The following is an 18,919-nucleotide window of genomic DNA, read 5'->3' as shown; positions in this document are numbered from 1 at the left end:
GCACGACGGCGCGAGGGCCCAGCCCCCGCTCTCTCTCCCGCTCGGCGTCCGCTCCATCTCTCCCACGGATCGGCCGATGCTCGATTCCTATCCCGCCCGACCTGTCGAAAACCTGTCATCTTCGCATGGACGAGCTCAGCGCGGCTGAACGATGCCGCGCCAGGTGTCGAGGAAGCGGGCGCGTCGGAGGCGATCGAGCGCGACGAGGAGCGAAGGCTCGAGCGCGATCGGCTGCACCGCACCGCGCCCGCGCGCCGTGATCGCCTCGGCGGTGAACGTGCCGACCGAGCCAGGCACCACCGCGCCGAGCGCCGCCTGGCCCGCGAGGATCGCCTGCCCCTGCGGGGAGACCGTGAAGTCGAGGAAGGCGCCTGCGAGGTCGGGACGACCCGCGCCCTTCGGGATCAGCATGGAGCGTGTCAGGACGAGGACGTAGTCGTCCGGCACCACGATGCCGATGTCGGCCCCCGCCGCCTGACGGGCGAGCGCGTAGGAGCCGAGGACGTTGTAGGCCAGGATCAAGTTGCCGCTCTCGATGCGGGACAGGATGTCCGGACTCGATCCCGACAGGCGCACACGCGCCCGGCCGAAGGCGCTGGCGAGACGCCAGAAGGAGGAGGAGATCGTCTGGTCCTGCGCGGCGAGGAGGTAGCCGACGCCGCTCGTTTCGATGTCATAGGTCGCCACACGCCCGATGAAGCGCGCCGGGTTCGCTTCTAGCAGTTCGGCGAAGGCGAGATGCGTGCGCGGCACCTCATCCTCGGAGATTTCGTCGCGGTTGTAGACGAAGACGGCCGGCTCGAAGGAGAAGCCGAACACCTCCGAGCGCCACTGCGCCCATTCGGGGAGGGCCTCCTGTTCCGGCGGATGATGCGTGATGGCATGGCCGTCATTGGCGAGCTTCACCTGCAGGTCCGACGCCGAACTCATCAGGATATCGGGCATCAGCGGCAGGGTGCCGGCGAGAAAGTTCTCGTAAAGCGGCAGCGTCTCGATCTCGAAATAATCCACCGCAAGCCCCGGCCGGCTTTCCTGAAACGCCTCGACGAGCAGCGTGAAGAGCGGTGTGTCCGTGGTGCCGGCGATGTTCAGGCGTTCGCTCTCCGCGCCGCCGCGGGCCGGGTAGAAGGTCGATGCCGCCTGTGCCGGCATCCCGAACGCGAGGGAGGCGAGACAGAGGAGCGCCAGCGTCAGCCCGATGAGCGGGCGTGGAGCTTTCACGGCACCGCCGACGGGCAGGACGACGCGGGCAACGAGGCCGCCGCCCGGCCGGTCTTCCAGATCCAGCCGCCCGCCCTGCCCTTCCGCGACGCGCGCGACGATCGACAGGCCGAGGCCGGAGCCGCTCTTGCCCGCGCCGCTCGCCCCGCGCTTGAAGCGCTGCACGACGAGCGGCTTCTCGTCGTCGGCGATGCCCGGCCCGCGATCCATCACAGCGATGGCGACGCGCCCTTCGCCGTCTTTCTTGACCTCGATCAGAACGGGCCCCTGCGAATAAAGGAGGGCGTTGTCGACGAGGTTGCGCAGCATCTCCCGCAGGCCCACGCGATCGCCCGCCAGCACCAGACCGGCCGCCTCTTCGGTGATACAGGTGTCCACGCGGTCGCCGAAATCGGGGTCGAGCCGGCCCGTGACCTCCCGCATCAGCGCGCCCAGCCGCGTCTCGGCACGCTCCCGCGTTTCAAGGCGGTGGGAGATGGTCGCGTCCATCAGGAGCTGGCTGACGAGCTGGCTGGCCTGCACCGCCCCTTGGTGGATGCGTTCCACCTGACGACGCAGCGCATCCGGGTCGCGCTCCCCGCGCGCCACTTCCGCCTGCGCGCGGAGCGAGGCGAGCGGGGTGCGGACCTCGTGCGCAGCCTCGGCCACCAGCGCTTCGAGCCGCGCGCGCGAGGACAGGAGCCGGGCCATGAAGCCGTTCAGCGCGGCGACGAGCTGGCGGACCTCGATCGGCACTGCGATATCGACGGGCGCGAGATTGTCCGGCTCGCGGGCGCGCAGATGACGCTCCAGCGCATTCAGCGGACGGAAGGCGCGTCCGACGCCGAACCAGACGATGACGAGAGACAGGACCGTGAGAAGCGCGACCGGCACCAGCGCGTTCTCCATGATCTCGGCCGACAGCGCATAGCGCTCGTTCTGCGTCTCGGCCACGCGGATCGTCACCCATCCCGCACCCTCGTCGGCGGCCACGAGGCGGCCGACGGTCGCCACGCGCAACGCCTCGCCGCGATAATCGATATCGGCGAAGACGGGGTCGTCGTCGTCCGCCGGCGCGAGCGTTCCCGAAAGATCGTCGTAGCCCGTCACCAGGCCGCCGTCCGGCGCCTCGACGACGTAGAAGATGCGATCTCCGCCGGTGAACATGTCGAAGGAGGCGAGCGGCAGTTCCACCGTCACGTCGCCGCCCTGCACCTGGACGGCACCGGCGATGGTGAGGGCGGAGGCCGCCAGCAGCCTGTCGAAGGCGCGGTCGGAGGAGCGTTCGGCATAGTCGCGGATGAAGATGACGAGGACGAGCGCGGCCATAAGCAGGAGCGCGGTGGCCAGCGTCAGGACCCTGCGGCGGATCGAGACGCCGTCAGGCCGCATCGCCGTGCACCCGCGCGACGTAGCCGATGCCCCGCACCGTGACGATCTCGACGCCAGAACCCTCTAGCTTGCGGCGCAGGCGCGAGACGTAGAGCTCCAGCGCGTTGGTGGAGACCGCCTCGTCATAGGAGAAGAGCTGGCCCATCAACCGCTCCTTCGGCACGACCGTTTCGCGGCGGGCGAGGAATATCTCCAGCAGCCGGAACTCGCGCCGGCCGAGATCGACCGGCTCGCCGCGCACGCGCACCGAATGACCGGCGACGTCCAGCGTCAGCGCGCCGGCCTTCACCACGCTCGTCGTCTCGCCCGAGCGCCGGCGCAGAAGCGCGCGCAGCCGCGCCTCCATCTCGCGAAGATCGAACGGCTTGACGAGATAGTCGTCCGCGCCCTGGTCGAGGAGGCTCACCCTGTCGTCGATCTCCGAGCGCGCGGTCACGACGAGGATTGGGATCGCCGACTTCTCGCGCCGAAGCTGCGAGATGACGGACAGCCCGTCCCGGCCGGGCAGCGTCAGATCGAGGATGATGGCGTCGAAGCGCTCCATCGCCGCGCTTTCGAGCGCGAGTTCGCCTGTCCGCACCCATTCGACGGAATGGCCGGCATTGCGCAGATGCCGGTTCACGGCATCGCCCAGATCCTCGTTGTCCTCCACCAGAAGCATGCGCATGGAACCCGTTCTGCCACATCCCGCACGCCGGGCGAAGCACGTCGTTTGCGCTACCGCGCAGCTTGGGTTAGGGCGGGGCCAGAGAAATCTCCGGTCGCAGCCTACCCGGTCAAAACAAGGACATAGCCATGCGCACCCTCGTCGTCTGTTCGGGCGGCCTCGATTCCGTTTCGCTCGCCCATGTCGTTGCGCGGGAGGGAAATCTCGCGGGGCTCGTCACCTTCGACTATGGCCAGCGGCACCGCAGGGAGATCGACTTCGCGGCCGCCTGCGCGAAGCGGCTCGGCGTGCCGCACCATGTTCTCGACATCACCGCGATCGGCGCGGGGCTCTCCGGCTCGGCGCTGACGGACGGTGGCGAGGTCCCCGAGGGGCATTACGCCGAGGAGACGATGAAGATCACCGTCGTCCCGAACCGCAATGCCATCATGCTCACCATCGCCTTCGGACTCGCCGCCGCGCAGAAGCTCGACGCCGTCGCGCTCGCCGTGCATGGGGGCGATCACTTCATCTACCCGGACTGCCGGCCGGGCTTCATCGACGCCTTTCGCGCCATGCAGGCGCAGGCGCTCGACGGCTATGCCGACGTGAAGCTCCTCGCGCCCTTCGTGGAGCGGACGAAGGCGGACATCGTGACGGCGGGCGCAGGCGCCGGCACGCCCTTCGAGGCGACGTGGTCCTGCTACAAGGGCGGCGAGACGCATTGCGGGCGATGCGGCACCTGCGTGGAACGCCAGGAGGCGTTCGATCTTGCCGGCGTGCCCGACCCGACGCGCTACGAGGACGCCGGGTTCTGGCGGCAGGCGGTGGCGGGGCGCGGCGCCTGATGTTTCGCATCACCAAGGAGTTCCACTTCTCGGCCTCGCACCGGCTGCCGTCGCTGCCGGACGACCACCCCTGCGCACGGCTGCACGGACACAATTACATCGTGGTGGTCGAGTTGGCGGCCGCCGAACTGAACGCCCACGGCTTCGTGCGCGACTATCGCGACCTTTCGGTCCTGAAGAGCTACATCGACGACACCTTCGACCATCGCCATCTCAACGATGTTCTCGGCCACGACGCGACGACGGCGGAGACGTTGGCGCGGCACTTCTACGAATGGTGCCGCGAGCGCCTGCCGGAAACACAGGCCGTGCGTGTTTCGGAAACGCCGAAGACCTGGGCCGAGTACCGGCCTTGAGTGCGGGCGTTATCCGGGTCAGCGAAATCTTCGGGCCGACGATCCAGGGCGAAGGCGTCCTGATCGGCGAGCCGACGGTTTTCGTGCGCTCGGGCGGCTGCGACTATCGTTGCGCCTGGTGCGATACGATGCACGCGGTCGATCCGGCTTACCGTGTGCAATGGGTGCCGATGAGTGCCGAGGCCGTCTGGGCGCGGGTGGTCGAGCTCTCCGGGAGCCGGCCGCTGACCGTCTCTCTCTCCGGCGGAAATCCGGCGATCCAACCGCTCGGGCCCCTGATCGAGCTTGGCAAGGCGGCGGGATACCGCTTCGCGCTGGAGACGCAAGGGTCGCTCGCGAAGGACTGGTTTTCGGCCCTCGACACGCTCGTTCTCAGCCCCAAGCCGCCCTCCTCCGGGATGCGTATCGACTGGGATGCGCTTGCGGCATGCCGCGCCGCGGCCGGAGAGAGGCCGCGAACCATCCTCAAGATCGTCGTCTTCGACGAGGCGGACTATGCCTTCGCGCGCGCGACGCACGAGCGCCACCCCGACGTTCAGCTCTATCTCCAGCCCGGCAACCACACCCCGCCACCGCCGCAGGTTGACGACGCCGCGATCGACATCGACGGCGTGATGGACCGCATGCGCTGGCTGGTCGACAAGGTGGTCGCCGACCGCTGGTTCGCCGCGCGCGTTCTCCCGCAGCTTCACGTTCTGATCTGGGGCAACCGCCGCGGCGTATGAGTACCAACACGCGGTCGTGTGGTGAAACGGCGGGCGAACGCGGGAAGGTTGCGGCGCACGCAACGCATGCGTGTTGACGACGGCTTTCTCCGACCGTAGGACGGTTTAGGCGCCCTGAGGCGGCGGGTCTGGGAGGACTTCATCTTGAACGCGACGATCCTGATCATCATCGCACTGGCAGCTTTCGCGGCCGGCTACTATTTCTACTCGCGCTTCATTGCCGAGCGGATCTACGCACTGGACCCGAACTTCAAGACACCCGCGCACACGATGCGCGACGGCGTCGACTACGTCCCGACCGACAAGTTCGTCCTGTGGGGGCACCATTTCACCTCGGTCGCGGGCGCCGCGCCCATCGTCGGCCCGGCCATCGCGGTGATCTGGGGCTGGGGCCCGGCTTTCGTCTGGGTCGTCCTCGGCACGATCTTCTTCGCAGGCGTCCACGATTTCGGCGCCCTGTGGGCCAGTGCGCGCAACCGAGGTCTTTCGATCGGCGCGCTGACGGCCAACGTCCTCGGGCCTCGCGCTCGCAACATCTTCATGATGGTGATCTTCCTCCTCCTCCTGATGGTCAACGCGGTCTTCGCGGTGGTCATCGCAGGCCTGCTCGTCAACTTCCCGACGGCCGTGATCCCGATCTGGGGCGCGATCGGCGTCGCGCTGGTGATCGGCCAGCTCATCTACCGCCACAAGGTCGGCCTCCTCTGGCCTTCCGTGATCGGCGTGATTGTTCTCTATGCGCTGGTCTTCGTCGGCCAGGCCGTGCCGATCGTCCTGCCGGAGAGCTTCCTCGGCATGGCGCCGACGACGCAGTGGATCCTATACCTCTTCATCTATGCCGGCATCGCCTCGATCCTGCCTGTCTGGGTGCTGCTCCAGCCGCGTGACTACATCAACGGCCTTCAGCTCTTCGTCGGGCTGCTGCTCCTCTACGGCGCGACCTTCATCGCCGGGCCGAACATCGTCGCCCCGATGTTCAACAGCGACGTGCCGGCGGGCACTCCCAGCTTCATCCCGCTCCTCTTCGTCACCATCGCCTGCGGCGCGGTCTCCGGCTTCCACGGGCTGGTGGCGTCCGGCACTTCCTCGAAGCAGGTGGACAAGGAGACCGACGAGCGCTTCGTGGGCTATTTCGGCGCGGTCGGCGAAGGCATGCTGGCGGTGGCCGCCATCATCTGCGCCACGGCGGGCTTCGCCTCGCTGGAGGACTGGCAGGGCATCTACTCGCAGTTCTCGGCGGGCGGCGTGAACGCCTTCGTGGAAGGCGGCGCCAACATCGTCTCCGCCGGCCTCGGCCTCGGCGTCGGCATCTCGGCAACGATCCTGACGGTGATGGCTGCGCTCTTCGCGGGCACCACGATGGACACCGGCCTCCGCCTGCAGCGCTACGTGGTGCAGGAGGTCGGCGAGATCACCGGCATCGGCGCGCTGAAGAACGGCACGATCGCCACCTTCGTCGCGCTCGCCTGCTGCCTCGCGCTCGCCTTCGGCGCGGGCACCGGCGGTGCCGGCGGCATGCTGATCTGGCCGCTCTTCGGCACGACCAACCAGCTCCTCGCGGGTCTGACGCTCTGCGTCATCACCGTGATGCTGATGCGCCTGCGCCGCCCGGTGATCTACGTCGCCGTGCCGCTGGTCTTCCTGCTTGTCATGTCGATCATCGCGCTGTTCATCCAGCTCGGGAGCTTCATCGGCAACGGCGACTGGCTGCTCGTGACGCTGAACCTCGTGGTGCTGGCGGCTGCGCTTATCGTCGCGTTCGAGGCGTTCATGGCCATGCGCCGCGAGCGCGAGGCGATCGCCACACAGGCCGCCGAATAGACTTGGCGCAGAAGCCCCCTCTCGCCGGGCGCACGGCGGCGCTGTTCGCCGCCGTGTCGGACAGGCTCGGCGAGTTCTACGCCGCGCCGTATCGCCGGGCCTTCGCCAAGGCGAAGCAGGAGGAGGAGGACCTCTTCATGCTGCTCATCTTCTCCGAAAGCCTCGGCGTGCCGAACCCCGCGACCTTCTACACCCTGGAACTCCTGCCGACGCTCTACGAGGACTTCCACGACTGGCACCGCCGCATGGGGATCGAGCGCTCGCCCCTCGACGGATTTCGATGCTGCTGAGCGAACTGGGCCGGCGCCGTGTCCTGTTCTTTGGCGGCAAGGGCGGCGTGGGCAAGACGACGCTCGCTTCGGCGACTGCCGCGGGTCTTGGCGCGGCAGGCCGGCGGGTCCTCGTCGTCTCCACCGATCCGGCCCACAATCTCGGCCACCTGTGGCAGCGCGATGTCGGCCCGAGCCCGGTTCGTCTCGCAGCTGGCGTGGACGGCGTCGAACTCGACCCGGCCTCCACCGTCGATGAACACCTGAAAGCTGTCGAGCGCTCGCTGCGCAAGCTGATGCCCGAGCGCCTGCACGGCGAGGTGCGTCGGCATCTGGAGGCGGCGCGCGAGGCGCCGGGCATGGTCGAGGCGGCGATGCTGGAGAAGATCGCGATCACCGTCGAAGAGGGCCTTTCGACCCACGACGTCGTCATCTTCGACACCGCGCCCACCGGCCACACGACAAGGCTCCTGGAGTTGCCGGAGCTGATGGCTGGCTGGACGCAGGGGCTGCTCGACCACCGCCGGCGCGCACAGCGTTTCGAAAGCGCGCTCGGCCAGTTCCGGGCCGCGCCTGCCGATGGCCCCGGCGCCAAGGTGATGGGCGGCGAGCCCGATCGCGACCACGAGATGCGCGCCGTCCTTCTCCGCCGGCAGCAGCGCTTCACCGCCCTGCGTGCGATCCTGATGGACCGCGAGGCCTGTGCCTTCGTCGTCGTGCTGGCCGCCGAACGGCTGCCGGTGCTGGAAACGATCGACCTGGCACGCAAGCTGGAGACGCTACAGGTTGCGCTCGGCGGGCTCGTCGTCAACAAGCGCGCGCCAACGAGCGAAGGCGACTTCTGGTCCGCGCGTGTGGTGGAAGAAGAGGCGCATCTGCGCACGCTCCACGACGCGCTCGGGCACCATCGGCGTATCGACATCGCCATGAGCCCACGCGAAATCCTCGGCGCCGAGGCGCTGGAGGTTTTCGCCGCACGAAACCTTTCCTAGGACGCTTCCTTGCGGGCGTCGAAGGCGCTGCGTGCATCCCAGATGCGCTGGTGGTTCTCGAACGCCCAGCCGCCAAGCGCCTGCACCGGCCCGCGCAGCGAATGGCCAAGCTCGGTAAGTTCGTAGTCGACGCGCGGGGGGATGGTCGGGGTGACGGTGCGCGAGACGAGACCGTCGCGCTCCAGTCCGCGCAGCGTCAGCGTCAGCATACGCTGTGAAACGCTGCCGATGGCACGTTTCAGTTCGTTGAAGCGCTTCGGCCCGTCGGCCAGAAACATCACCACGAGCACCGACCATTTGTCGCCGATGCGCGCGAGAACAACGCTGACCAGCTGGCAATGGCTCGCCGAATGCAGGCTGTCAGGGGTCACATCCGTGTGACTGGGTTCCATGAATGTGCCTCCTTGCGATGGCCGTAAGCAGTCATCTAATGAGCCTCGGTAACAAATCCATACCGCTTCCGCAAAGGCTCCCCCAATGAAGCTCCTGCACATCGATTCCAGCATTCTCGGCGGCAACTCGGTCAGCCGCGCGCTCTCGAAGGCGACCGTCGAACGCCTGCGCGCCGAGATCCCCGGCCTCGAAGTCACCTATCGCGATCTCGCGGCCGACCCGATCGGCCATCTCACCGGCAGCTACCTCGCCGGCCAGAGCGCGCAGACGCAGCACGATCAGGCGATGCAGGAGGATCTGGCACTCGGCGGACGGGTTCTTGAGGAATTTCTGGCCGCCGACATCGTCGTCATCGGCGTGGCGCTTTACAACTTCACCATCCCGAGCCAGCTCAAGACGTGGATCGACCGCATCCTCGTAGCCGGCAAGACCTTCCGCTACACCGAGAGCGGCCCCGAGGGGCTGGCCGGCGACAAGCGCGTGATCCTGACGGTCGCCCGCGGCGGCTTCTACGGCGAAGGCACGCCCTCCGCTTCTTTCGAACATGCGGAAACCTACATGCGCTCGGTCCTCGCCTTCATCGGCATCGCCGAGCCCGAGGTCGTCGTCGCCGAGGGCATCGCAGTTGGCCCCGAACAGCGTGAGAGGGCGACGAACGAGGCCCTCACCGCGATCGCCGGCCTCAAGGCCGCCTGATTTCGAATAAAGCGGGCGCTCTTGCAGCGCCCGCCCTTTTCTTCTCAGTGCCAGGCGCAGAGGCCGAGCGGCGCGTCGCCCGCTTCCTCGTTCGGCACCAGCACCGTCTCGCCGTCGCGGCAGATCACCGTGTTGTCGGACAGGCCGGCCAGATCGACGAGGATCTGGTCCCAGTGCCGGTACTGCACGGTGTGGCCCTCCCCAGGATACACCGTCGCCTTCTCGACGTTCGGTACGGCTGCCTGCCACTCTTCCATCACCGGAACCGGAACGGAACTGTCCTCCTCGCCCCAGTAGAGGAAGGTCGGGAACGGCGCATCGGACAGGTCGACGACCGCGTCGTCGGCGCAGGGCAGCGCCTGCTCGTGGCTGAGCGCGGCCGGGTCGCCCATGTGGCCGCCGACATAGAAGGAGCGCGTTGCGTCCGCATAGGCGCGCGTCTGCCAGCCCGGCACGGCGAGGACGGGCGAGCCCGGAACGCCCCACCAGTCCTTCGGAGCTCGCGTCCAGCGCAGATTGTCCTCGTTGCGCTCCTCCATCGACATCGAGCATTCCGGCTCGGAGCGGCTCTCGAGCGTCGAGGAGACGGCAGCGGCGGCATGGAGCCCCGTGACGCGCTCCGGCACCTCCGCCGCCAGTTGCGCGGCATAGGCGCCGCCCCCCGAAATGGCGAGGATCGAGAAATCCTCGATGCCGAGCTCGTCCAGGACGGCCAGCACTTCGGCGTTGTAGTCGGAATAGCCGAGCTCGGGGTCGAACTCGGATTCGCCGAAGCCGTTGCGCTCCACCGAGACGAAGCGCAGGCCCAGCGCCTCGCGCGACGTGCGGGCGAACTCGGTGAGCTGGAAGGCCTCGAGGCTGGTGCCCATGCCGCCGATGAAGACGACGGCACGCTCTCCCGTGCCCTCGTCGATGTAGTAGGAGGTGCGCCCGTCACGCTCCAGCGAATGGACCTCTGAGCCGATGGGATCGAACTCCTCCTGCAGGTCGATCGTCGCCGGGTCCAGCGCATCTTGGGCGAGTGCTCCGGTCGCCGCGAACGTGATCAGCGAAGCCGCCAGGGCGGGCATGGCGATACGGGCTTGTCTCATCGAAGGATTCCTCTCCAGTCTTCGGTGGTGATGATGCAGCTCAGCTCCGGCGCTGGCCGACATGGCGGCGCGCGGCAGCCGGCCAGGCCATCGGGCGATGCGCCTCGGCCAGCTCGGCCACCCTTGCGGCGACGGTTCCCTCGGCGGGAACGGCACGGCCGGCCCTGGTGTCGACATGCAGGAGCATCTGCTCGGCGCTCGCCACCTCACGCCCGTCCGCATTCGTCAGGATGTGGAAGACGTGCAGGCGCTTGCCGTCGCAGCTGAGAATCTGCGTCGTCGCCTCGAAGGCGGCGCCCTTTCTCATCTCGCCGAGATGCATGAGATGCGTCTCGACTGTGTAGAAGCTGTGGCCGCCCGCAAGATAGGCCTCGTCGACGCCGATATGGGCGAGGAGCGCGTCCGTCGTCTCGCCGAACACCTGAAGATAGCGGTGCTCGGTCATGTGGCCGTTATAGTCGATCCACTCCGCCGGCACCGTGCCGGAGTGGAGTCTCAGTGGTGCGGCCGTAGCGCCGCCCGCACGCGCGGCGAGATCGGCATCGGCCGCGTTGCGGAGAGCGCCCGCACCCCAGCCCTCGCCGCCCTGCTGTTCGGACAGCGCACGGATCATCGCCACGAGATTGTCGTCGCGGATGCGCTCCAGATCTCGCACGGACAGGCCGGCCGCCTGCTCGTCGGACTGGGTGGCGATCTTTTCGACAAGCGCTTCGTCGAGATCGGGCACGTCCATCAGCTTCGTCCACGGCCATTTCAGCGCCGGGCCGAACTGGCCGAGGAAATGGCGCATCCCGGCCTCGCCGCCGGCGATGCGGTAGGTCTGGAAGAGCCCCATCTGCGCCCAGCGAAGGCCGAAGGAGTAGCGGATGACGTCGTCGATCTCCTCGACGCTCGCGACGTCGTCCTTCACCAGCCACAGCGCCTCGCGCCACAGGGCTTCGAGCAGACGATCGCCGACGAAGGCCTCGATCTCGCGGGAGATCACGACGGGCTTCATGCCGAGCGCCGCGTAGAGCGCCCTGGCCCTGTCCACCGCCTCCGGGCTCGTCGCCTTGCCGCCGACGATCTCGACCAGCGGCAGGAGGTAGACCGGGTTGAACGGGTGCGCGACGACGAGGCGTTCGGGATGGCTCATCCCCTCCTGCAGGTCGCTCGGCAGAAGCCCGGAGGTGGACGAGCCGATGATCGCATCCGGCTTCGCCGAAGCGTTGATCTCGGCGAGGACCTGGCGCTTGAAGTCCAGCCGCTCGGGCACGCTCTCCTGCACGAAGTCCGCATCTTCGACCGCATCCGCGATGGAGGTCGCAAACCGGAGTGTGCCGCGCTCGGGGAGCCTGGCGCGATACAGCCCCTCATAGGCGCGGGCCGCGTTCGCCAGCACCTCCTCGACGATGCGCTTTGCCTGAGGGGAAGGGTCGAAGATCGCGACATCGACGCCGCTGAGGACGAGCCGGGCGACCCAGCCCGCGCCGATGACGCCGACACCGACGCAGGCCGCCTTGCTGATTGGAAAGGTCATGGCGCTCACCACCGCTTCGTCAGCTTCAGCTTCTCGCGCACCTCGGCCGGGCCGAGAATCCGCGCGCCGGTGCCTTGCGTGATCTGGACAGCGCGCTCGACCAGCGCGTCGTTGGTGGCGAGAACACCCTTTCCGAGCCAGAGATTGTCCTCAAGCCCGACGCGGATGTTGCCGCCGGCCAGCATCGCCAGCGCCGCATAGGGAAGCTGGTTGCGGCCGATCGAGAAGGCCGAGAAGGTCCAGTCCGCCGGCAGATTGTCGACGATGGCCTTCAAGGTGCCGATGTCGTCCGGCGCCCCCCAGGGAATGCCCATGCAGAGCTGCACCATCACCGGATCGTCGATGACGCCCTGGTCCTTCAGCCATTTGGCCAGAAGCAGATGGCCGGTGTCGAAGATCTCGATCTCGGGGCGCACGCCCAAGCCCTGGATCTGCCGCGCCATCTCCTTGAGCATGGCCGGCGTGTTGGTCATCACATAGTCGCCCTCGCCGAAGTTCATCGTACCGCAGTCGAGGGTGCAGATCTCGGGCAGAAGCTCGCGGACATGCTCGAGGCGCTCGCTCGCGCCCACCATGTCGGTGCCGGCCGGGTCGACCGGGAACGGCGCCTCGGCCGAGCCGAGGACAAGGTCCCCGCCCATGCCGGCGGTGAGGTTCAGCACCATGTCGACGCCCGAATCCCGGATGCGGTCCACAGTCTCGCGATAGAGCGCAAGGTCGCGCGAGCCCTTGCCGGTCTCGGGATCACGCACATGGATATGCGCAATGGCCGCGCCAGCCCTGGCGGCGGCGATGGAGGCCTCGGCGATCTCCTGCGGCGTCACGGGCACCTTGTCGGAGCGGCTCGTGGTGTCGCCCGCGCCTGTGACGGCGCAGGTGATGAAGACGTCTCGGCTCGGCTGAAGCGGCATTGTCGGCTCCGTCTGGGATGCGTTTCGAGGAGCATCTTGACGGGGAGGGCCGATCGAGATTTGTCGTTTTGCGAAGCCAACCTTTCGGAGAGCGAAAACACCGATGCTGTTCGAGAGCTCGGACGACACGCTGGACATCACCATCCTGCTCCTGCCGGACGCATCTTTGATGTCGCTCGCCGCGACGCTCGACCCCATGCGCGCGGCGAACCGCACGGCGGCGCGCAAACTCTATCGCTGGAAGCTCGTCTCGCTCGACGGCACGCATCCGAAGACGACTTGTGGCCTGCCGATCCCCGTCGAGGGACGCTTCGCGCCGAAGGAGCGCTGCGACATCCTCATCGTCATCAGCGCCTTCAATGTCTTTCACCACTGCACGCCGGGCGTGCTCCATGCCATCCACGCCGGCGCGCGGAACGCCGGGATGACCGGCGGCATCGAGGCGGGCGCCTGGGTGCTGGCGCTCGCCGGCCTTCTCGACGGGCGGCGCGCGACGACGCACTGGGAGGATCTGGAGGAGTTCGCCGCGCGCTTCCCGCAGGTCGAGGTGCAGCGCGACCGCTGGGTCATCGACGGGCCGGTCTTCACGACGGGCGGCGCGATGCCCGCGCTCGATCTGATGCTCGCGCTGATCCGCACACGGCAGGGCTATTCGACGGCGATGGATGTCGCGAGCGTCTACATCTACGAGCAGGTGAAGAACGCGACGGACGAGCAGCCTTTCGTCTCGGTCGGCCGGATCGGGCGGACCGAGCCGCGCGTCGGGCACGCGATCCGGCTGATGGAGCAGCACATCGACCGCCCCCTGCCCGTCGGCGCGATCGCCTCGCGCGTCGGCGTCTCGACGCGCACGCTGGAAACGCTGTTCCGCCAGAGCGTGCAGGCCTCGCCGGGAGCTTATTATCTCTCGCTGCGGCTGAAGGCGGCGCGCCGGCTCGTCGTCGACACGCGCATGTCGATGGCGGACACGGCCGTGCGCACCGGCTTCACCTCGATCGCTTCGCTGTCACGGGCCTTCAGGCGGCAGTACGGCATGGCGCCGACCGCCGCCCGGCGGCAGAGCCCTTAGAGATCGAGGCCGGTGCGCACGGCGGCGGCGCCCGGCTCGCCCTCAAAGGTGGTCACGCCCTCGAGCCAGGCGTCCACCGTCTCGGGATTGTCCTTCAGCCAGCGCTCGGCGGCCGCCGACGGCTCCATGTCCTCATCGAGGATATAGCTCATCAGAAGGTCCTCATCCTCGACGGTGAAGGCCATGTTCTCCAGGAGCCTGCCGACGTTGGGGCACTCCTCGGCATAGCCGGCGCGTGTGTTGGTTAGCACGGTCGCGGCACCGTCGTCTGGGCCGAAGGCGTCGTTGCCCTCTTCCAGATAGCGCATGTCGAGACGCACGTTCATCGGATGCGGGCGCCAGCCGAAGAAGACGATCGGCTCGTCGCGGCGGATGGAGCTTTCCACCTGCGAGAGCATCGCCTGCTCGCTGGATTCCACCAGCGTGAAGTCGCCGAGCCCGAAGGTGTCGTTCTCGATCATGCCGGAGATCGTCTCGTTGGCGCTGGAGCCGGCCTCGATGCCGTAGATCTGCCCGCCGAGTTCGTCACGGAAATTCGCGATGTCGGCATAGGTGCGAAGACCCGCTTCGTAAGTCGCGGCGGGCACCGCAAAGCCGATCAGCGCGCCTTCCAGATTGGTGGCCACGACGTCGATTGCACCGCTCTCGACCAGCGGTGTCTGGATCGGCTCCTGGAGGGGCATCCAGTTGCCGAGGAAGATGTCGATGTCGCCCTGTTGCAGAGCCTGGAAGGTGACGGCAACCGACAGGACGGAGGTGTCCGGCTGATAGCCAAGTTCCTCCAGCACGAGCGAGGCCGCGGCAGTGGTCGCGGTGATGTCCGTCCAGCCGACATCCGAGAAGCGCGGGGCCTGACACGATGCCGGTTCGGCGGCGAAGGCGGTTACGGTCGACGCGGAAAGGGCGGCGACGAGCCCGACAAGGCGGATGCGGTGTGCCATCGATTTCTCCTCGGTTGGATAGCGGACAGGCCGTCCCAGGCGAGGGCAGCCGTGCTCTTCGAGGATACGCGCGCACCCGCCGGGAAGTTGGCGTATGGCGATGCGGACTTCGCAAAAAGCGAAGCCGCACCGCCCGCCCGTGCCCGCTAGTTGGCGCTATTGCGCCGGCGCCGGGTCACCGCGTTCCGCCGCGACGTCTGCCGCCGAAACGGCACCGGCCTCGTTCGACCATGCGCTGCGCAGGAAGGTTGCCAGCGCGGCGACCTCGTCGTCCGAAAGGCGATGGCCGAAGCCCGGCATTTCGAGCTCCTGCGGGCGCTCGGCGGTGCTCGGCAGTTTGGCGCCATGCAGGATGACGTCGATCAGACCCGCCGTCTGCGGCGCGGTGACGAGCGAATTGCCGTCGAGCTGCGGGAACACCTGCGGCGCGCCGCGCCCGTCGGTGAAATGGCAGGCGTTGCAGTTGTCGAGATAAAGCCGGGCGCCGAGGTCCATGTCGGGGCTCGCCTCGGTCAGCATCGCCGCGGTCCCCTCCGTTGCCGCGTCGAGCCGAACCACGGTCCCGCCGGCCTGATCGTCGGCGACCTCCGCCGGTTCGGCGGGCGCCGGCCCCTCGGTGCCGATCTCGCGCAGATAGGCGACCATCGCCTCGGCGTCCTCGGCTGTCAGATACTGGAGCGAGTGCTCGACCACGAGGCTCATCTCGCCCGCCACCGCCGAACGGCTGTTGCGACCGGTCATCAGGTACTGGCGCAGGTCTTCCGCCGACCAGGATTGCGGCGCGCTGTCCGGCCCGCGAAGGTCCGGAGCGGACCACCCGTCGATCTCGCCACCGGTGAGATAGCTTGCATCGGTCGTCTCGGTGCCGTCCTGCGCCATGATGAGGTTGCGGGGGCTGTGGCAGGCCGCGCAGTGGCCCGGGCCCTCGACGAGATACTCGCCGCGCGCCAGGACGGGATCGGCCATGTTGGGCTGGAAGCCCGGCTCATCGAGTGCCACCCAGTTCCACAGCCGGATGCCCCAGCGCTGGTCGAAGGGGAAGGACAGCGCGGTTTCCTCGACCGGCTCGTCCACCGCCTGCACCTCCTCCATGAAGTAGGCGTACATCGCGCGGATGTCCTCTTCGGACAGCTTGCGATAGTTCTCGTAGGGCATGGCCGGGTACAGGTGGACGCCACCCTTGCCGATGCCGTCGACGAGCGAGGCCCGGAAATCCTCGAGCGTCCAGCCGCCGATGCCCGCCGTCTCGCTCGGCGTGATGTTGGAGGAGTAGATCGTGCCCATCGGGCTGTGGATCTCGCGCCCGCCGGCATAGGGCGCACCGCCCTCGGCGGTATGGCAGGCCGCGCAATCTGCCATTCGCGAGGCGTACTGGCCCTGGCCGGGCTCGGGCGCCCAGTCCGCGGCGAGCTCTTCCTGCGGTGGGGTGAGCTGTGGCGGCACGAGGATGATGGCGGCGAGCGCCACGACGCCGATCACGACGAGGGCGGCGAGGATGCGAAGAGCGGTCTTCATGGCTCGTGATCCTCAGACCAGCGGACGCGGGTTGGGCAGATAGTCCCGGCGGATGGCGTCGGCGGCCCAGTAGGCGAGCCCCCCGACGGCCCCTGTCGGATTGTACTGCGTGTTCTGGGGGAAGGCCGACGCGCCCATCACGAAGACGTTGTGCATGTCCCAGCTCTGCAGATAGCGGTTCAGCACGGACGTGTTGCGGTCCGCCCCCATGATCGCCCCGCCCACATTGTGCGTCGTCTGGTAGGGCCGCACGTCGTACTGCGCGCCGTCCGATTTGTAGGAAGACTGCATGAGGTCCGGTGACATCGAGGTGGCGATCTCCTCGATGCGGCTTTTCATGAACTGCGTCATGCGGATGTCGTTCGGCTTCCAGTTGAACGTCATGCGCATCAATGCGCGCCCGTATCGGTCCGTGTAGGTCGGGTCGAGATCGAGATAGACGTCGCGATAGGACATGTTCGACCCGTGCGCGCCGATCGACATCGAGTGGCCGTACCAGTCGCCGATGCCCTGCTTCCAGCCCGCGCCCCATTTCGGCGTGTCGGATGGCATGGCGAAGCCGGCGATCGGACGTCCGTTGGCCGTGCCCGACGAGATGTAGCTGCCGCCGATGAAGCCCTCTCGCGCGAAATCGATCTGGCTGATGGCGAAATCGTCGATCGACACGCCGTTCGAGCCGGTGCCGATGAAGGGGTTGAAGAAGCGGTCGCGGAAGAACAGCGTCGTGCCGCCGTTCATCTGATATGAGTAGTTCTTGCCGACGACGCCGGTGCCCGTTACCGGGTCGTAGGGCGTGCCGATCTGCGAAAGCAGCAGGAGATGCACGTTGTGGAGAGAATAGGCCGCCACGATCACGAGATCGGCCGGCTGGAAGACCTCCTCGTTCGCCATCTCGTCGAAATAAGTCACGCCCGTGGAGGTCAGCCCGTCCGTCGCCTTCTCGATGCGCAGAACGTCGCAGTGCGTGCGGTACTGGAAGTTCGGCTTGCGCTTCAGCGCGTCGAGAATGCACACCTGCGGCGAGGACTTGGAATAGTTCAGACAGCCGAAGCGCTCGCAGAAGCCGCAGTAGTTGCACGGCCCGAGGCTCATCCCGTATTCGTTCGTATAGGCCTGCGAGGCGTTGGCCGCGGGCCGCGTGAACGGGTGGTAGCCCATCGCGCTCGCCGCCTCGCGGAACAGCGTCGAATCGTAGGTGTTGGGCAGCGGCGGCATCGGAAAGTCGCGCGCCCGCGGCGCCTCGAACGGGTTGCCACCTTCGATGATGCGGCCGTTGATGTTGCCGGCCTGCCCCGAGATTCCCGCGACATACTCGAACCGATCCATATGGGTCTCGAGTTCGTCATACGTGACGCCCCAGTCCTGGATCGTCATGTCCTCGGGGATGATCTGCGCCCCAAAACGCTCCTCGACATAGGAACGCAGCCGGAACTCGTTTTCCATCGGGCGCCAGTTGAGGCCGTTCCAATGGATGCCCGCTCCACCGACGCCATTGCCCGGCAGGAAGGAGCCGAGCTGGCGGTAGGGCAGCGCGGTTTCCTCAAGCGAACGCCGGATGGTCAGCGTGGAATTGCGTGGCTTCTGCATGAAACCCATGCGGATCGCGTATTTCAGCTCGTCGATGACCTCCGGATACTTGAAGTCCGGCACCGTGTTGCGGTCCTCGCCCCGCTCCAGCGCGAGGATCTCGAGACCCTCGTTCGCCAGTTCCATACCCAGGATCGAGCCGGTCCAGCCGAGCCCGATGATGACGACGTCCTTGCGTTCGGCCGTTCTCGCCATCGCTCAGGCCCTCTCGCCGGAGATCGAGACGGGTCCGAGCGGGTACTCCACGTTGTGCTTGTTGACCCACTCGAGATACGAGCCGCGCGCACCTGGAAAGCCGATATAGACCCAGGCCTGCATGCCGTGGTTCCCGCCGTACATCGGGTCCGCGAAATAGCCCTCGCGCGTGTTCTGCCAGATGAGCGTGAAGAAGCCGCGGATTTCGGGCGCGAGCGGCAGATCGCCGCCTTCGAGCGCGGTGAGGACGCTGTCCTGCGTCTGCGCGTCGAGTTCGGCGAAGACCGCCCCGTGATTGTCCCGGCACCAGCCGTCGACCACCGGGATCGCCTGCCGGTAGATCTCGGCCGGCGTCAGTGGCGTCTGCCAGCCGAGCAGCGGGTCGGCCGCCGCATTGTGCGGCCCCGCCATGTACCAGTCCGCCGCCGCGCCGAAATCGCCCGCGAGCTGCCGGTCGATGAAGACGGGTACGCGGCATTCGATGGCGCCGGGCCCCTCACCTTCCGATGGGATCAGCCGCGCGCAGGCGGCCATGACGAAGGCCCATTCCGCCGGTTCCAGATATTCGCGCTCGACCTGGTCGAGCGGCACCGGCTCGGGCGCGGGCTGCGCCTTGGTGGGGAGGGACAGGCCGGCGAGGGTCGCTGTGACCGCCGAGCCCTTGAGGAAGGAACGCCGCGATGGGCGGCCCGGCAGATCGGTCATGAAGACGCCTCCAAGCGGGCACCCGCCGACCAAGACGACCCGCGGACA

The 18,919-nt window shown here is 67.6% G+C and carries 18 protein-coding genes; 8 read left to right on the top strand and 10 right to left on the bottom strand.

The features are described from left to right. Positions 1-135 precede the first annotated feature (135 nt). Together H1343_RS03305 and H1343_RS03300 are read right to left on the bottom strand one after the other, a co-directional pair. Positions 136-2,592 carry a sensor histidine kinase gene (locus H1343_RS03305; protein WP_185984541.1) on the bottom strand — a complete coding sequence of 819 codons (2,457 nt, stop codon included), beginning with the start codon at positions 2,590-2,592 and terminating at the stop codon, positions 136-138. Continuing rightward, positions 2,582-3,259, bottom strand: a complete 678-nt coding sequence (locus tag H1343_RS03300; protein ID WP_185984540.1) for a response regulator transcription factor — start codon at positions 3,257-3,259, stop codon at positions 2,582-2,584. The genes H1343_RS03305 and H1343_RS03300 overlap by 11 nt, the downstream gene beginning before the upstream one ends. A gap of 128 nt (positions 3,260-3,387) precedes the next feature. Between H1343_RS03300 and queC the strand changes: the two genes are divergently transcribed. From queC to H1343_RS03270, 6 genes are all read left to right on the top strand, one after another. Then, complete coding sequence (gene queC / locus H1343_RS03295; protein WP_185984539.1) at positions 3,388-4,086, top strand: 7-cyano-7-deazaguanine synthase QueC; 699 nt, start codon at positions 3,388-3,390, stop codon at positions 4,084-4,086. Continuing rightward, the gene (gene queD / locus H1343_RS03290) at positions 4,086-4,442 is read left to right on the top strand and encodes a 6-carboxytetrahydropterin synthase QueD (protein ID WP_185984538.1); all 357 of its coding nucleotides are present in this window, start codon (positions 4,086-4,088) and stop codon (positions 4,440-4,442) included. The genes queC and queD overlap by 1 nt, the downstream gene beginning before the upstream one ends. Next, on the top strand, positions 4,361-5,167 hold the full coding sequence (gene queE / locus H1343_RS03285) for a 7-carboxy-7-deazaguanine synthase QueE (RefSeq protein ID WP_185984537.1): 807 nt from the start codon (positions 4,361-4,363) through the stop codon (positions 5,165-5,167). The genes queD and queE overlap by 82 nt, the downstream gene beginning before the upstream one ends. 144 nt (positions 5,168-5,311) lie before the next feature. Next, the gene (locus H1343_RS03280; protein ID WP_185984536.1) at positions 5,312-6,988 is read left to right on the top strand and encodes a carbon starvation CstA family protein; all 1,677 of its coding nucleotides are present in this window, start codon (positions 5,312-5,314) and stop codon (positions 6,986-6,988) included. 2 nt (positions 6,989-6,990) lie between these two features. Then, on the top strand, positions 6,991-7,278 hold the full coding sequence (locus H1343_RS03275; protein WP_210270069.1) for a cory-CC-star protein: 288 nt from the start codon (positions 6,991-6,993) through the stop codon (positions 7,276-7,278). Next, positions 7,269-8,249 carry an ArsA family ATPase gene (locus H1343_RS03270; protein ID WP_185984535.1) on the top strand — a complete coding sequence of 327 codons (981 nt, stop codon included), beginning with the start codon at positions 7,269-7,271 and terminating at the stop codon, positions 8,247-8,249. The genes H1343_RS03275 and H1343_RS03270 overlap by 10 nt, the downstream gene beginning before the upstream one ends. Here H1343_RS03270 and H1343_RS03265 read toward each other — a convergent pair. Continuing rightward, on the bottom strand, positions 8,246-8,641 hold the full coding sequence (locus tag H1343_RS03265) for a winged helix-turn-helix transcriptional regulator (protein WP_185984534.1): 396 nt from the start codon (positions 8,639-8,641) through the stop codon (positions 8,246-8,248). The two genes, H1343_RS03270 and H1343_RS03265, sit on opposite strands and share 4 nt — an antisense overlap. An 85-nt stretch (positions 8,642-8,726) precedes the next feature. Between H1343_RS03265 and H1343_RS03260 the strand changes: the two genes are divergently transcribed. Beyond that, on the top strand, positions 8,727-9,338 hold the full coding sequence (locus H1343_RS03260; RefSeq protein ID WP_185984533.1) for an FMN-dependent NADH-azoreductase: 612 nt from the start codon (positions 8,727-8,729) through the stop codon (positions 9,336-9,338). A 44-nt stretch (positions 9,339-9,382) separates the two neighbouring features. Here the strand turns inward: H1343_RS03260 and H1343_RS03255 are convergent, their stop codons facing one another. The 3 genes from H1343_RS03255 to H1343_RS03245 are packed head-to-tail and all read right to left on the bottom strand — an operon-like array spanning position 9,383 to position 12,859. Further along, a complete protein-coding gene (locus H1343_RS03255) occupies positions 9,383-10,429 on the bottom strand; it encodes an alpha/beta fold hydrolase (protein WP_185984532.1) in 1,047 nt (348 codons plus the stop codon). Positions 10,430-10,469: 40 nt separating this feature from the next. Continuing rightward, positions 10,470-11,948, bottom strand: coding sequence for a carnitine 3-dehydrogenase (locus tag H1343_RS03250; protein ID WP_185985451.1), 1,479 nt, complete (start codon positions 11,946-11,948; stop codon positions 10,470-10,472). 5 nt (positions 11,949-11,953) lie between these two features. Beyond that, positions 11,954-12,859: a beta-keto acid cleavage family enzyme gene (locus tag H1343_RS03245; protein WP_185984531.1), complete on the bottom strand. Its 906-nt coding sequence runs from the start codon at positions 12,857-12,859 to the stop codon at positions 11,954-11,956. A 103-nt stretch (positions 12,860-12,962) separates the two neighbouring features. Between H1343_RS03245 and H1343_RS03240 the strand changes: the two genes are divergently transcribed. Further along, positions 12,963-13,928, top strand: a complete 966-nt coding sequence (locus H1343_RS03240; RefSeq protein ID WP_185984530.1) for a GlxA family transcriptional regulator — start codon at positions 12,963-12,965, stop codon at positions 13,926-13,928. Here H1343_RS03240 and choX read toward each other — a convergent pair. The 4 genes from choX to H1343_RS03220 form a co-directional block, all read right to left on the bottom strand. Further along, positions 13,925-14,869: a choline ABC transporter substrate-binding protein gene (gene choX, locus H1343_RS03235; protein WP_185984529.1), complete on the bottom strand. Its 945-nt coding sequence runs from the start codon at positions 14,867-14,869 to the stop codon at positions 13,925-13,927. The genes H1343_RS03240 and choX overlap by 4 nt on opposite strands. A gap of 156 nt (positions 14,870-15,025) precedes the next feature. Beyond that, the gene (locus H1343_RS03230) at positions 15,026-16,384 is read right to left on the bottom strand and encodes a cytochrome c (protein WP_185984528.1); all 1,359 of its coding nucleotides are present in this window, start codon (positions 16,382-16,384) and stop codon (positions 15,026-15,028) included. Positions 16,385-16,396: 12 nt separating this feature from the next. Then, a complete protein-coding gene (locus H1343_RS03225; RefSeq protein ID WP_185984527.1) occupies positions 16,397-18,166 on the bottom strand; it encodes a GMC family oxidoreductase in 1,770 nt (589 codons plus the stop codon). A 3-nt stretch (positions 18,167-18,169) separates the two neighbouring features. Further along, positions 18,170-18,871 carry a gluconate 2-dehydrogenase subunit 3 family protein gene (locus H1343_RS03220; protein WP_185984526.1) on the bottom strand — a complete coding sequence of 234 codons (702 nt, stop codon included), beginning with the start codon at positions 18,869-18,871 and terminating at the stop codon, positions 18,170-18,172. Positions 18,872-18,919 lie beyond the last annotated feature (48 nt).

Source organism: Aureimonas mangrovi, assembly GCF_014058705.1.
GTDB classification, from domain to species: Bacteria; Pseudomonadota; Alphaproteobacteria; order Rhizobiales; family Rhizobiaceae; genus Aureimonas; species Aureimonas mangrovi.
Note: the sequence above shows the minus strand (reverse complement) of the source record. Positions and strands in the feature narration are given on the sequence as shown.

Excerpts from the sequence above, each read along its gene's own strand:
- H1343_RS03300 (WP_185984540.1), bottom strand. The coding sequence starts at position 3,259 with ATGCGCATGCTTCTGGTGGAGGACAACGAGGATCTGGGCGATGCCGTG.
- H1343_RS03270 (WP_185984535.1), top strand. The coding sequence starts at position 7,269 with ATGCTGCTGAGCGAACTGGGCCGGCGCCGTGTCCTGTTCTTTGGCGGC.
- H1343_RS03220 (WP_185984526.1), bottom strand. The coding sequence starts at position 18,871 with ATGACCGATCTGCCGGGCCGCCCATCGCGGCGTTCCTTCCTCAAGGGC.
- queC (WP_185984539.1), top strand. The coding sequence starts at position 3,388 with ATGCGCACCCTCGTCGTCTGTTCGGGCGGCCTCGATTCCGTTTCGCTC.
- H1343_RS03250 (WP_185985451.1), bottom strand. The coding sequence starts at position 11,948 with ATGACCTTTCCAATCAGCAAGGCGGCCTGCGTCGGTGTCGGCGTCATC.
- H1343_RS03245 (WP_185984531.1), bottom strand. The coding sequence starts at position 12,859 with ATGCCGCTTCAGCCGAGCCGAGACGTCTTCATCACCTGCGCCGTCACA.
- H1343_RS03305 (WP_185984541.1), bottom strand. The coding sequence starts at position 2,592 with ATGCGGCCTGACGGCGTCTCGATCCGCCGCAGGGTCCTGACGCTGGCC.
- H1343_RS03240 (WP_185984530.1), top strand. The coding sequence starts at position 12,963 with ATGCTGTTCGAGAGCTCGGACGACACGCTGGACATCACCATCCTGCTC.
- choX (WP_185984529.1), bottom strand. The coding sequence starts at position 14,869 with ATGGCACACCGCATCCGCCTTGTCGGGCTCGTCGCCGCCCTTTCCGCG.
- H1343_RS03230 (WP_185984528.1), bottom strand. The coding sequence starts at position 16,384 with ATGAAGACCGCTCTTCGCATCCTCGCCGCCCTCGTCGTGATCGGCGTC.
- H1343_RS03265 (WP_185984534.1), bottom strand. The coding sequence starts at position 8,641 with ATGGAACCCAGTCACACGGATGTGACCCCTGACAGCCTGCATTCGGCG.
- queD (WP_185984538.1), top strand. The coding sequence starts at position 4,086 with ATGTTTCGCATCACCAAGGAGTTCCACTTCTCGGCCTCGCACCGGCTG.
- H1343_RS03260 (WP_185984533.1), top strand. The coding sequence starts at position 8,727 with ATGAAGCTCCTGCACATCGATTCCAGCATTCTCGGCGGCAACTCGGTC.
- H1343_RS03255 (WP_185984532.1), bottom strand. The coding sequence starts at position 10,429 with ATGAGACAAGCCCGTATCGCCATGCCCGCCCTGGCGGCTTCGCTGATC.
- H1343_RS03225 (WP_185984527.1), bottom strand. The coding sequence starts at position 18,166 with ATGGCGAGAACGGCCGAACGCAAGGACGTCGTCATCATCGGGCTCGGC.
- queE (WP_185984537.1), top strand. The coding sequence starts at position 4,361 with ATGGTGCCGCGAGCGCCTGCCGGAAACACAGGCCGTGCGTGTTTCGGA.